At 72.4% G+C, this 13,301-nt stretch carries 10 protein-coding genes; 2 read left to right on the top strand and 8 right to left on the bottom strand.

Annotated elements, in window-relative coordinates:
* Window positions 1–18: 18 nt before the first annotated feature.
* Entirely contained in the window at window positions 19–513 is a 495-nt protein-coding gene (locus tag ACWDEW_RS22110; protein WP_450514654.1) for an Lrp/AsnC family transcriptional regulator, read from the bottom strand.
* A gap of 60 nt (window positions 514–573) precedes the next feature.
* On the opposite strand from ACWDEW_RS22110, the gene ACWDEW_RS22105 reads away from it, so the two are divergent.
* A complete protein-coding gene (locus tag ACWDEW_RS22105) occupies window positions 574–1,821 on the top strand; it encodes a trans-sulfuration enzyme family protein (protein WP_450514653.1) in 1,248 nt (415 codons plus the stop codon).
* Here ACWDEW_RS22105 and ACWDEW_RS22100 read toward each other — a convergent pair.
* The 5 genes from ACWDEW_RS22100 to pdxR form a co-directional block, all read right to left on the bottom strand.
* A complete protein-coding gene (locus tag ACWDEW_RS22100; RefSeq protein WP_450514700.1) occupies window positions 1,790–3,205 on the bottom strand; it encodes a GNAT family N-acetyltransferase in 1,416 nt (471 codons plus the stop codon). The two genes, ACWDEW_RS22105 and ACWDEW_RS22100, sit on opposite strands and share 32 nt — an antisense overlap.
* 180 nt (window positions 3,206–3,385) lie before the next feature.
* On the bottom strand, window positions 3,386–6,076 hold the full coding sequence (locus ACWDEW_RS22095) for a DUF7825 domain-containing protein (protein WP_450514652.1): 2,691 nt from the start codon (window positions 6,074–6,076) through the stop codon (window positions 3,386–3,388).
* Complete coding sequence (locus ACWDEW_RS22090) at window positions 6,073–7,476, bottom strand: SWIM zinc finger family protein (protein WP_450514651.1); 1,404 nt, start codon at window positions 7,474–7,476, stop codon at window positions 6,073–6,075. The genes ACWDEW_RS22095 and ACWDEW_RS22090 overlap by 4 nt, the downstream gene beginning before the upstream one ends.
* A 141-nt stretch (window positions 7,477–7,617) precedes the next feature.
* Complete coding sequence (locus tag ACWDEW_RS22085) at window positions 7,618–9,201, bottom strand: alkaline phosphatase D family protein (RefSeq protein WP_450514650.1); 1,584 nt, start codon at window positions 9,199–9,201, stop codon at window positions 7,618–7,620.
* A gap of 105 nt (window positions 9,202–9,306) precedes the next feature.
* Window positions 9,307–10,764, bottom strand: a complete 1,458-nt coding sequence (gene pdxR / locus ACWDEW_RS22080; RefSeq protein ID WP_450514649.1) for a MocR-like pyridoxine biosynthesis transcription factor PdxR — start codon at window positions 10,762–10,764, stop codon at window positions 9,307–9,309.
* Window positions 10,765–10,811: 47 nt separating this feature from the next.
* Between pdxR and ACWDEW_RS22075 the strand changes: the two genes are divergently transcribed.
* Window positions 10,812–11,780, top strand: coding sequence for a DMT family transporter (locus tag ACWDEW_RS22075; RefSeq protein WP_450514648.1), 969 nt, complete (start codon window positions 10,812–10,814; stop codon window positions 11,778–11,780).
* Here ACWDEW_RS22075 and ACWDEW_RS22070 read toward each other — a convergent pair.
* Both ACWDEW_RS22070 and ACWDEW_RS22065 read right to left on the bottom strand, forming a co-directional pair.
* Entirely contained in the window at window positions 11,694–12,524 is an 831-nt protein-coding gene (locus tag ACWDEW_RS22070) for an alpha/beta fold hydrolase (RefSeq protein ID WP_450514647.1), read from the bottom strand. The genes ACWDEW_RS22075 and ACWDEW_RS22070 overlap by 87 nt on opposite strands.
* A 108-nt stretch (window positions 12,525–12,632) precedes the next feature.
* Window positions 12,633–13,286 carry an NADPH-dependent F420 reductase gene (locus ACWDEW_RS22065; RefSeq protein ID WP_450514699.1) on the bottom strand — a complete coding sequence of 218 codons (654 nt, stop codon included), beginning with the start codon at window positions 13,284–13,286 and terminating at the stop codon, window positions 12,633–12,635.
* Window positions 13,287–13,301 lie beyond the last annotated feature (15 nt).

The raw sequence follows: 13,301 nt of genomic DNA, 5'->3' as shown, positions 1-13,301 counted from the left end.
ACCTGGGACTTCTCCCCGTCACCCCGATTCAGCTACGGGCGTGGCAAGCGGGAGCAAGGGCCCGCAGTCCCACTGCTGGAAGATCAACCGGGTCTCCACCCGCGCCACTTCCCGCTGTGATGTGAACTCGTCCAGGACCAGCCGCTGCAGGTCCGCCATGTCCGCGACGGCCACATGGACGAGATAGTCGTCCGGCCCGGTCAGATGGAACACGGTCCGCGACTCCGGCAACGCCCGCACCCGCTCCACGAACGGCCCCACCAACTCCCGCCGGTGCGGCCTGACCTGCACCGACAACAGCGCCTCCAGACCGCGCCCCAACTTCGCCGGATCGAGCCGCAGTTGATGCCCGAGGATCACACCGGCCCGGCGCAACCGCGTCACCCGGTCCAGACACGTCGACGGCGCGACCCCGACCTGCGCCGCGAGCTCGCGATACGTCGCCCGGGCGTCGTTCTGCAGCAACCGCAGCAGATGAAGATCCACCGGATCCAGTACGACACTTTCACTCATCGGCCGAACGTAACACGGAGGTTTGCCACGTGAACCCGGTGGATGTTCACCCTTCTCCCCATGGACTCAACGCGCCTGCACTCCTCCCCGGCCCGGCGGGCACTGGACACCGAAGCCGTGCACGCCGGCCGTGACGACCTTGCCCGGCAGGGCCTGCACGCCCCGCCCATCGACCTGTCGACCACCTACCCGTCGTACGACAGCCGTGGCGAGGCCGCCCGCATCGACGCCTTCGCCACCACAGGCGCCGAACCCGACGGCCCGCCCGTCTACGGCCGCCTCGGCAATCCGACCGTCGCCCGCTTCGAAACCGCCCTCGCCCGCCTCGAAGGCACCGACAGCGCGGTCGCGTTCGCCAGCGGCATGGCGGCCCTGAGCGCCGTCCTGCTGGCGCGCGCCTCGACGGGGCTGCGCCATGTAGTGGCGGTACGACCCCTCTACGGCTGCAGCGACCACCTGCTCACCGCCGGGCTGCTCGGCTCCGAGGTGACCTGGACCGACCCGGCCGGCATCGCCGACGCGCTGCGCCCCGACACCGGTCTGGTCGTCGTCGAGTCACCGGCCAACCCGACCCTCGCCGAACTCGACCTGCGTGCCATCGCCCACTCCTGCGGCTCGGTGCCCCTCCTCGCGGACAACACCTTCGCCACTCCCGTCCTGCAACGCCCCGCCGAACACGGCGCACGCCTCGTCCTGCACAGCGCCACCAAGTATTTGGGCGGGCACGGCGATGTGATGGCGGGCGTGGTGGCCTGCGACGAGGAGTTCGCCGGCCGACTGCGCCAGATCCGCTTCGCGACCGGCGGCGTACTGCATCCCCTGGCCGGCTATCTGCTGCTGCGCGGCCTCGCGACCCTGCCGATCCGCGTACGGGCCGCATCCGCCACCGCCGCCGAACTCGCCCGCCGCCTCTCCGCCGACCCGCGCGTGACCCACGTCCACTACCCGCGCATCGGCGGCGCGATGATCGCCTTCGAGGTGCCTGGCGACCCCCACGAGGTCATCGCCGCGGTCCGCCTCATCACCCCTGCGGTGAGCCTCGGCAGCGTGGACAGCCTGATCCAACATCCGGCGTCGATCAGCCATCGGGTGGTGGGGGAGACGGACCGGCGGGGCGCGGGCGTGAGTGATCGTTTGCTGAGGCTGTCGGTGGGCCTGGAAGACGTGGAGGACGTGTGGGCAGATTTGGATGGGGCGCTCGCGCCCCTCTCAAGGGGCACGGGGAACTGCGCGACCAGCCACAGTGCACCCGCACCCGCCAACGAACCCGCAGCCCCTACGGCGCTTCGGCCTTCCCGAACTCCGTAACCTCGACGGCACTCACCGCCGCGTCCAACCGAGCCGTGACCACCAACGTCCCTTCCTCGATCTGATAGTCGAGCGGCAGCTCAAGCCCCCGCATCGCCGCCACCATCCCCGTGTTGGACGCCTGCGTCACGGCATACACGCTCTCGCACCCGGCCTCGACGGCCATCCCCACCAGCCGCCCCAGCAACTCGCTTCCGATGCCCCGCCGTTGCCAGTCGTCCTCGACCAGCAGCGCGACCTCCGTCTCGTCCCCGTCCCACAGGAGGTGACCGAGTCCGACGATCCGTCCCGAGGCCGTCTGCACGGCGAGCGTCCGCCCGAAGCGCGGGGAGAGCAGGTGGTTCAGATAGCGGTCGGCGTCACCGACCGGCCCGTGGTACCGCATGCCGAGCGTGCGCGCGGAGCAGCGCTCGTGCATCTCCCGTGCCGCCTCCAGATCGCCGGTGTCCGCGCGCCGCACGGTGATCGCGTTTCCCTCGGGCAGCGTCAGTACGTCCTGGCTGCGCGGGATGCGCGGACCGAGCCGGGAGTCCAGCTCCACCAGCGCCCGCGCCCGGGCGAACTCGGTGGGCGTGAACGGCAGATACGGCCGCTCCACGGTGATCACTCCGCCTTCCGGCGCCCGCAGGCGCATGACCGTGTCCTCCAATGCCCCTCCCATCGGCACCGACTCCGGTTCGTGTCCCTTGCCCGCAGTGGTCGCGGGCAGCGAACGGATGGTGCACCGGCCCAGCAACTGCCGCAGCGCCAGCGGCAGTTCCGCCGCGTCCAGGGCCGTGCGGGTGGCCAGGCCCAGGACCCGGGTCGGCGCGTCCACCAGATCGTGGGCGTCGGCCCGCTCGATCCAGGTGCTCGAACCGCCGGCCGACGCCACCACCCGGGTGATCTCGGAGGCCGCGACCTCCCCCGGCGCCCGCAGCAGGAACTCGTCCACCGTGCCCTCGGCCAGCGGATGCGTCTGCAGGCTCAGGATGTCGACCTGCCGTCCGGCCAGCGCCGTGCACAGCGCGGCCAGCGATCCGGGCGCGTCCCGCACCGTGGTCCGCATGCGCCACAGGGTGGCCGGCTCGGCGACACCGTCGGGCGCCATGGACGACTGCTGGGGCTCCGACTCGGACCCGCTGGGGGACGGCGGTTCGGAGGGCCCGGCCTGCCGCACCCGCGCGGCCGGCCGGGCACCGGTATCGCCCGTAGGAGGCGCATGACCGTGGCGGCGTGACCACCATGTGTGGAATCCCGCGGTGGCGATCAGCGCCAGCGCGGAGATCGTCAGCAGTACCGGGCCCTCGGGCCCGTGCCCCACCAGATTCGCCACGACGTCCGCCACCGCGACCGCCGTGAACAGCGCCGCCAGCTCGACCAGATCGCGCCGCCAGTGGTGCACCGGACGCCCGTGCCTGGCACGCGTCACATCAGACATGTCTCGACTCATGCAACCACTGTGAAGGAAGGGTGTTGCGTGATCACGAACGCTCTGTGACCGACCGGTAAAAGCATGGTTCTGTACCTTTTGCCGTTCTTTTTACGAGTGGGCTGCCCTGAAGGTCAGCACCGGCGCCCTACGTCAGGCGGCCACCCCCGCCACCAGCGCGGTGCGCAGCCGACGTGCCTGCCTGACCAGTCGGGACGAGCCTGTCCGGTCCGCCGTCTGCGCCAGATACGGCAGCTCGCCCCGCGCCCCGGACCGCTCCGCGCACTCGGCGGCCACGGCGAGCAGGTCCCCGAGCCCTCGCGCCTGCGCGGGTTTGATGTCCCCGTCGAGGTCGGCGAGCAGCGTGCTCAGGGTGTGCCGGAGGATCCCCCATATGCTCGTGTTCGCCCCGGTGGCGGCCCCCGTCCGCATCGACTCGGCGAGCCGCGAGGGTTTCACCGCCCCGTTCCGCACCAACTGCCCGAGATCCGTGCCCAGCCGGTCCGTGTCCAGCTGTCCCCGTGCCGCGAGCACGAGCAGCGCGTCCACCGCGGCGAGCCGGTCCCCGGGGTGTCGGGCACCGAGCCCGTACGCCAGACACAGGTGCGTCGCCTCACCGGCCTCGCCGTCGGACTCGGCCAGCGCCGGGAGAGCGGCGGCCGCGCCCCGGGCGTCGTCCACGGCCGCGGTGGACACCTCCCGCACTATCCGCACCGCCACCAGCTCGCGCAGCTCGGGAAGTATCGCGAGCCAGTGCTGCTGTATGTCCCGGTTCCAGTGGTAGCAGTACCAGCGCTCGCCATAGACCGTCGTCGGCCGCCCCAGCTCCCGGAAGCCCGCCGGGAAGTCGGCCTGCAGCGAGACGAGTTCACCGAATTCGAGCTGGACGCGGGCCCCGGCGGAGCGTCGTCTGCTCGTGGGCAGCACCGGCCCGCCGGACGACAGCCATCGGGCGAGCCGGACGCCCTCGGCCGTGCCGAGCGCCGCCGCGCGCTCGGCCGCGGCCACCGCCGTCGCCCGGTCCCCGCGACGCACTCGCAGCAGCGCCTGCGCGAAGTCCGCCGCCGAGACCCGCACGCCCAGGCGCCGACAGGTGTCGAGCCTGGCCACCAGCTCGTCCGGCTCCAGCAGGCCGGTACTCCAGCTGGGGGTCGACAGCAGGAACGGCAGCGGCTCCGCGCGGATGCGGTACGCCACCTCCCAGACGCGCGCCTCGAAGGCCCGGGACAGGGGGCTGTGTCCGCACACCCGGGACCGGGAGCCGTCGTGCTGGACGGCGTCGTGGAGTGTGGCGGTGTGCACCCTGTCCCGGAGGGTGGCCAGCAGGAGGTCGAGACTCTCCGCCACGCTGTTGAGTCCGTTGTGTTTCCGGCTGAAGTGGTTGTCCGCATGGACGCTCCCTGGATCGGGACTGTTCCACCAGCGGCGCGCACATACCGGCCCCAACGCCTCCAACAGAGCGTCCCGGTCCTGGTAGGCATGACGGACGAGTCCGTCCAACACGCGCTCGAACGCCGTCACCTCGGTGTTGGAGCCATTGGAGCCATTGGAGCCGTTGGACGCCAGCAACGCCCCCACCTCCTCGGCGAGTTCGACCGCCGACTCGGGTGCCGGCGCGAGGCGGGCCGGCACCGGGGGCGGCGGAAGCACTTCCTCGTGAACCGCCGCAGCCGCTGTCACCGGCGCTGCCCCCAGCGACTCGACCGCGCGTGCGCGCAGGGCAGGGACCAACTGGTCGGCAGCCGCCGCGAGTTCGGCCCGCACCTCGGGGGAGTCGACCTTCTTGACGTGCCGCTCGACCAGTTTCAGCGCCCGCTCCTGCACGTCCGTGTCCTCGTGCCCGAAGGCCTGGGCGACGGCGGGCAGCACCTCGGCGGCGGCCGACGCGTCCCGTGCCAACACCTTCCCCAGCAGCACGAGCTGTGCCCGGACGAGCTTCTTCTCGGGCCTGAACAACACCGCGTCGGACATCTCCGCCAGCCGGCGTGGCGTCAACTCCCCGTCCAGAGCCGGCGAGCCGAGCACCGCCTGGGCGTGCGAGGCCACGGTGGGCACCGCGTCCGAGGCCAGCGCCAGCCAGTCGGCGATGTGCTCCCGCTCCTCCTCGCGGGTGAGGGCGAGCGCCTTCAACGCGCGCAGGAACGCCCGCTGATCGAGCGTCGCCCCGCCCCGCAGCAGCCGGGCCACACAGGCGTCCACCGTCCGCTTCCGGTCCAGGGCGCCTTCGACGGTGAGCCGGGCGATCGCGTCGACCCAGCCGTCCACGCTCTCCTTCGAGGACCACTCCATGGGTCCGACGACGTCGTTCGTCTCGAACAGCGCGGCCGTCAGCTCCGCGAGGTGAGGATCCCTGCGCAGCCGCTCGAACAGGGTGTCCCCGAGCTGCCACAGCTGACCGATGTGCGACACCCAGGCCTGCACATAGGTCTCCGTCGTCGGCACCGGACAACCGGAGAGCCGGACCAGACCGGCCATCAGCTCGTACGACACGCCGGCGGAGGCCGGACGCCCGGCGAGGCGGTGCGTCACATCGGCCAGCCAGGAGGCATCGCGGTCACCCAGGATGTGGATCAACAGGGCCGCCGACGACTGCGACCAGCGCATGTCGCTCCCGGCGATCCAGCTCACCGCGGCGGCCGCCCCCGTCTCACAGGCGGCACCGGCCGCGTGCAGCGTGAGATAGGCATGGCGGGACGGATGCCCCCACGGCGCCGTGCGCAACTCCTTGCGGAGATCCTTCAACTCCGGCAGGAACGCCCGCCGTTCGGCATCCGTCAGCCCGTCGAGCAACCCCACCACCTCGGCGGTCCGCCCCGCCCGCACCGCTTCCATCAACGCACTCATCGCACACCCCCGTCGCCCCGCACCATGTCCCGCTCCACCGCGGCACCCCGCCGCACCATCCGCACCGCCAGCGCGTGCTTGCACGGCCCGCGCCCGCCCCGGTACTTCGCCCACCACACACAGCTGCAGCTCAGCACCCCCGCCTCGTCACGCACCCGGTGCACATGACCGTCCTCGGCCGTCACCGTGCCGAGCGCGCCCTCCAGCCGCACCGCACCCGCGGCCACCAGAGCGAGGGCCGAGCGCAGCCGCGGATTGTGACGCTCCACCCGCTGGGCGTCGTACGGCAGTTCACGGTGGAAGTAGGCCGCCTCCGCGGTGTCGTACCCGACCCGTCCGGAAGTGCCCAGCCGGATCAGCGCGGCGCGGACCCGCTCGGGGGTGAGCCCCGAGGCGGCGGCCAGGTCCACGACGTCGATACGGGGCTCCCAGGCCAGCAGCACGGCGATCAACTCGGCGTCCTCACCGGCCTCGTCGGCCGCGAGCGCGTCCAGGACCCCGCCCTCGCCGGAGAAACCGCGCGACGCGTCCGGCGACAGCGTGAGGGTCAGCCGCATCCCCGGCAGGACGGCCTCCCACGCACTGGCCGTGGCGGCGGTTCCGATGACGGAGGGGCCGTAGATCCGCAGGGCCGTCGCGTGGCGCAGGACCCTTTGCAGAGCGATCAGCCGCTCCGGGCCCGGCAGGCACACCGCGCCAGGGACGGGGCGGGTGGTGGGGCGCAGGCCGCGGCCCGCCGGTACGACCCAGCGGGGGCCGCTCGTGGTGCCGCGCGCGCCGGCCTTCGGAAGCGAGCGCAGGAAGCGCACCGCCTCCGCCGCGGGCAGTTCGGCCCGCAGGTCGAAGCCGGCCGCTATGACCTGCGCCTCCGCGAAGCCGCGCAGCCAGCGGTCCGGGAGCGGCACCTTCTTCTCCAGCACCGGGCCGTCCAGTGTCGTCACGGCCAACTCCTCGGGACCGACCCGGAGATGGAGCGGATCGTCCGAGCCGATACGGGACAGGGCCTCGCGCAGGGGGTTGTTGACGTCGACGTTCGTCGTGCCGTGGCCCACCTCGCCGCCGTCGAGACCGGGGCCGAGGACGTCCAGTCGTGCGTACACCCCGCCGCAGCCGGAGAAGGACTCGAAGCGCAGCCGGTCACCGCCCGCCGTCACCACCGGGTCGAGCGAGGCGGCCAGTTGGCGCTGGTAGTACCGTGCGCCCGCCACGTCGGCCACCGCCAGCAGCGCCGCCGAGGCCACCTGAGGCGAGGTCAGGAAGCCCGCGAAGAAGCGCGGATGGTCGGTGACACCCGAGGGAGTCGCCCCCTGTGAGGTCTCCAGCCCGAGGCGCCGCCCACTCTCCGACGACTCCAGCGCGGAGGGTCGGCGATAGGTCACGGCCTGCAAAGATCGCGTCATGGAAAAACCGTAGAGGCTGCCACTGACAATCGGCCTGACCTGCGAAAACGCGGTCTGTGCGCGGAAGTTCGGTGCGCCGCGGAAGGCACCGCGCACCGGGGGATGACGCCGGTGCGCGGTACAGGTTCGAGGGTAGTGGAGTTACTGACCGACGCGTCCCGGCTGAAGTGTCTGCGTGAACAGCACGGTGCCGTCCGACTCGCGCAGACGCACCGTCAGTTCCCCGCTGTGGCCGTCGATGTCGACCTCGCCGAAGAACTGGTAGCCCTCGGCCGGTGACACGTTCGCCACGGTCGGCGCCTTCACGAACACCCGCTCGGGACCGAAGGTGTTGTCGAGGTCGTTGGCCGGGAAGGCGCCCGCGTTCAGCGGACCGGAGACGAACTCCCAGAACGGCTCGAAGTCGGTGAACGCGGCCCGCGAGGGCTGGTAGTGCTGGGCGGAGGTGTGGTGCACGTCCGCCGTCAGCCACACGGTGCCGGTGATCCGCCGGTGCTTGATGTACCGCAGCAGCTCGGCGATCTGCAGCTCACGCCCCAGCGGCGCGCCCGGGTCGCCCTGCGCGACCGCCTCGATGTTCGCCTTGCCCTCGGTGGCGTCGGGCACGACCAGGCCGAGCGGCATGTCGGCGGCGATCACCTTCCACACGGCGCGCGAGCGCGACAACTCCCGCTTGAGCCAATCCAGTTGCTCGCTGCCGAGGATGCCCTGCGGGTCCACGGTCTGATTGTCGGGCGAGTTGGCGTTGCGGTAGGTCCGCATGTCCAGGACGAACACGTCGAGCAGCGGACCGTGCCGCATCACGCGCTGCACCCGGCCCTCCTTCGCGCCCGGCCGCAGCGTCGAGACCGGGAAGTACTCGCTGAACGCGCGCCGTGCGCGCACCGCCAGGGCGTCGACGCTCTTCTCCGTGTAGCGGGTGTCCGTGGCGGCGATCACCTCGCCCGGGTACCAGTTGTTGCGGACCTCGTGGTCGTCCCACTGGATGATCGACGGGACCTGCGCGTTGAATCGCTTGAGGTTCTCGTCGAGCAGGTTGTAGCGGAAGTTGCCGCGGAACTCGGCCAGGGTCTCGGCGACCTTGGACTTCTCCTCCGTGGTGACGTTCCGGTACAGGCTGCCGTCGGGCAGGGCCTGCGTCGCCGTGATCGGACCGTCGGCGTAGATGTTGTCGCCGCTGCACACGAAGAAGTCCGGGTCCAGCTTGGCCATCGCGTCGTAGATGCGGTAGCCGCCGAGGTCCGGGTTGATGCCCCAGCCCTGGCCCGCCAGGTCCCCGGACCACAGGAAGCGCACACCGCGCCGCCCGGTCGGCACCGTGCGGAACGTGCCGGCGACCGGTTCGCCGGTGCGGCGCGGATCGTCGGGGTCGGCGAGCAGGACGCGGTAGTGGATCTGCTGCCCCGAGGGCAGGCCGCGCAGCCGGGTGGTGCCGGTGAAGTCGGTGTCCGGGCCGAGCAGCGGACCGTGCCACCGGTGCGGATTGCGGAACGACTCGGTGGCGGAGGTCTCCACGATCATCCGGGCCGGGCGGTCCGAACGCACCCACACCAGACCGGAGTCGGAGGTCACGTCCCCCGCCTGCACACCCCAGCCCGCCTTGGGACGTCCGGACAGGGCGAAGGCCGGCGCGGCGCCGAGGGCGGCGGGCACGGTCAGGGCCGCCGACGCGGCCAGGGTGCCGCGCAGGACGCTGCGGCGGGCGGGGAACGGGCGATGCGACATGGGGTTGCGCCTCCACGGACGGGATGCGGTCAGGGTGCACCGCCACAACTACTGGTGCGCCGCAGCGCGCACGGAAACCACGGGTGAACAACAGAACGCGTGACATCAGAGGCCGTCCGGGTGCCGGCCGCCGGCCATCAGACGGACACCCGCGCGGATCCGCCCCGGAGACAGATGCGCGTACCCGAGGACCAGCCGTACGACCGCGTCGTCGGCACGCGCGTGTGCGTAGGCGGTGAGCGGGCGCACCGCGACACCGGCGGAGGCCGCGCGTTCCAGGAAGTCGTCCTGGGGGCCGTACTTCTCCGGGAGTTCGGCGATGACGTGCAGTCCCGCCGCGATCCCGGTGACCTCCGCTCCGGGGAAGTGTTCCTCCAGGGCGGCGACGAGGGTGTCACGCCGCTGCCGGTAGGCACGCTGGCAGCGGCGCAACTGGCGGTCGTAGTCGCCGCGTTCCAGAAAGCGGGCGAACAGCGCCTGGTCGAGGGTCGGGTGGCCGAGGTCCATGGTCCGCTTGCGCTCGACGACCTCGTCGGCCAGCGACCCGGGCACCAGCAGCCAGCCGAGCCGCAGCCCCGGGGCGAGCGATTTGCTGACCGAGCCCGCGTAGGCGACATGCTCCGGATCGAGGCCCTGGAGCGCGCCCACCGGGGCCCGGTCGTAGCGGAAGTCGCCGTCGTAGTCGTCCTCGAAGACCAGACCGTCCACCGACCGCGCCCAGTCGAGGAGTTGGGCGCGCCGCCGCGCGGAGTACGCGATGCCGGTGGGGAACTGATGGGCGGGCGTCACCACCACGGCCCGCACGCCGGACGTCTGTAGTGGCCCGATGGCCAGTCCTTCGTCGTCCAGGGGCAGCGGTACGGTGCCGACGCCCGCGGACGCGTACAGGGCGTCGTGCTGGGGGCTGCCGGGGTCCTCGACGCCGACGGTGCGCATCCCGCGCGCGTGGAGCACGAATCCGAGCAGCGTCGTCGCCTGCGCCACTCCGGAGACCACGACCAGCCGCTCCGGATCGGCGACGACACCCCGGCGGCGCGCCAGCAGTTCCGCGAGAGCCGTACGCAACCGGGGCAGCCCGCGCGGATCGGGATAACCGAGCAGGTCGTGCGGCGACTCCGCCAGCACACCCCGCTGCGCGGCGGCCCAGGCGGAACGGGGGAACAGCGACAGGTCCGGTGTGCCGGGCACGAAGTCGACCCGGGCGCCGGGGGAGCGCGGTGCGAGATCACGCGCGCGTGGCCGCGCCGCCCGCACGGCACCGCCCACCCAGGTGCCCGCACCCCTGCCGCTGCGCAGATACCCCTCCGCCGTCAACTGCTCGTACGCCTCGGTGACCAGCCCCCGCGACACCCCGAGGTCGCCCGCCAGGTCCCGGCTCGACGGCAACCGCGTGCCCGGCGCCAGCCGCCCCGAACGCACCGCCTCGCGCAAGGCGGCCTGGAGCGAACGGCCACGCGCGCGTGCCGGTGCCGAGACGGCGGGCAGCAGCAGCTCCCACGCGGCGGAACCTGTCAGCTTCTCCGGGTCGGTCGGCCCCTCCGGATTGGTCCGCGATGACGTCATGGAAGTGGACCTTAATCCGGGCCGCCACGCTCCCTAGCGTCGCCGCCATGACCGCAACCGCCGCCCGCGGCGCCCCGCTCGCCGCCCTCGCCTGCGTCCTCGTCGGCGCGTCCTTCACCGCGAACAGCGTTCTCGGCCACTATCCGTACGCGGGCGGCCAGTTCCTGCGGTACGGCCTCGCCTGCCTGCTGCTGCTCCCCTTCACGGGCAGGGACGCGACGGCCCGACTGTGCGCCCTCACACCACGTCAATGGGTCCGACTCGCACTGCTCGCGGCCATCGGCATGGTCGGCTTCAACCTGGCGGTCATCGCCGCCGAACACAGCGCCGAACCGGCCGTCCCGGGTGTCTTCGTGGGCTGCGCCCCCGTGGTCGTCGCGACCCTCGTCCCGCTTATGGAGGGACGCCGTCCCCGCAGGATCGTGCTCTACGGGGCCTCGCTCGTCGCCGTCGGCGCGTTCGCCGTCCAGGGGTGGGGCCGTACGGACGCCGCCGGAATCGCCTTCTCCGGGTGCGCGCTCGCGGGAGAGGTGGGCTTCGCGGTGCTCGCGGTGCCCGTACTGCGGCCCCTGGGGCCGTGGTTGTTGTCGGCCACCGTGTGCGGTGTGGCCGCGATCGAGGCCGCGGCGGCCGGGCCGCTCCTCGACGGGACCGGTTGGCTGCGGCGCCCCGATGCCACCGAGGCCGCCGCACTGCTGTGGCAGGCGGCGGTCGTCACGGTCGTCGGCTTCGTGTGCTGGTACATGGGCCTGCAGCGGATCGGCGCGGAGCGCGCCACGCTCTTCTCCGGCCTCATCCCGGTCGCGGCGGCCGCAACCGCGCCGCTCGTCGGAACGGGCGCCTACGGGGCCGCCCAGGCCGTCGGCAGCGCCCTCGTCGGCGCCGGAGTGGCCCTGGGATCGGGTGCGTCGACGCGGTTCCCGCGCCGGTCAGCGGCTGCCGTCGAGGATGACGCGCGCGACCAGCGCCGGGTCGTCGCTCATCGGGCAGTGCCCGCAGCCGGGCAGTCGCACTAGCCGCGCACGCGGGATCAAGTGCTTGGCCCGGACGCCCTGGCGGCGCAGCAGCAGACGGTCCTGGGTGCCCCAGGCCACGGTGACCGGCAGACCGGGGAGGTCGTCGGTGAACCGGACGGTCGTGCCGGCCCGGAGCGTGTCGTCGAACCCGGGGGCGTTGACCAGCGCGAGCGTCTCGGCGACCACGGCCTCGGGTGAACGGCGGCCGGGGCGGGCGTAGATGGTGCTCGTCAGGGCGGTGCGGCCGGCCACCGTGCGCGACAGGCGCTCGACCACCGGAAGCGGCATCCGGCGGGCGATCTGCCGCATGGTGAGCAGCACCCCGAAGGCGTAGCGGCGCTCGGCCTGGGACCAGAACCCGGCGGGAGAGAGCGCCGTGACGGACCGCACGACCTTCTCGCGGCCCAGCTCCAGGGCCAGCAGACCGCCGAGCGAGTTGCCCGCGATGTGCGGACGGTCGAGCCCCAGCGCCTCGCAGAACGCGCTGAAGACGGCGGCCGTCGTGGACAGGTCGTACGCCAACCCCTCCGGCAGCGCGGGGGAGGCGCCGAACCCGGGGAGGTCCACGGCGATCACGTCCCGCTCGGTCGCCAGGATGCCCACCACCGGGTCCCACGCCTGCCGGTGATGACCGATGCCGTGCAGCAGGAGCAGCGGTTCGCCGCTGCCCACACGCGCGTAGGACAGCGTCACGGTCCGCGGGCCGTGCGGAGAGGGGACCGGGAAGGAGACGGTGGCGGACATGGGGATGCTCCTCGTCTGGACTCGCTGACAGACGCCGTACAGGCCGTGTAGACAGCTTGTCAGCAAAAGCTACCGACTGGTAGCCCCCATCGCCAGACCTCGCGGACCTCAACGGGCGCTGCGCACCTCAAGGTTGAACTCGCCGTGACCGAGGGTCCGGAACAGGTTCACCCACAGCGGCAGCATCATCTCCACGGCGCGCGCCGACTCGATGCCGCCCAGGTCCAGTACCCGGTGCGCGGGCCAGCCGAACTCCCCGAGCAGCGCCGTCACCCGCGCCTTGGCGTCCGCGTCCTCGCCGCACACGAACACCTGGTGCTCGCCCGGCACGAGTGAAGGGTCCACCATCACCTGGCAGTTCACGGTGTTGAGGGACTTCACCACGCGCGCGTGCGGGAAGGCGCGCTGGATCTGCTCACCCACACTGTCCGACTCCACCGGCGACAGCCTGAGCCGGCCGTCCTCGAACGCCAGGGGATTGGAGACATCGAGGACGACCTTGCCGTCGAGATGCTCCGCCCCGGCCGCCTCCAGCGCGGCGAGCGCCACCCGGCCGCCCACCGCGTTCACGATCACCTCGCCCGCCGCGGCGGCCTCCGCGAACGTACCGGCACCCGCTCCGGCACCCGCGCTCTCGGCCCACTTCGCGGCGGCCGGATTGTCCTTCGTGCGCGAGCCCAGGATCACCTGGTGCCCCAGCTCGACCAGCTTGCCGCCCAGCGCCTGGCCGACCTCGCCCGTACCCAGCACCGCGTACCGCATCGCCACCTCCGTAAG

The sequence above is a fragment of the Streptomyces sp. NPDC001100 genome (genome assembly GCF_053598575.1).
This window is presented reverse-complemented; position numbering and strand designations above follow the sequence as displayed.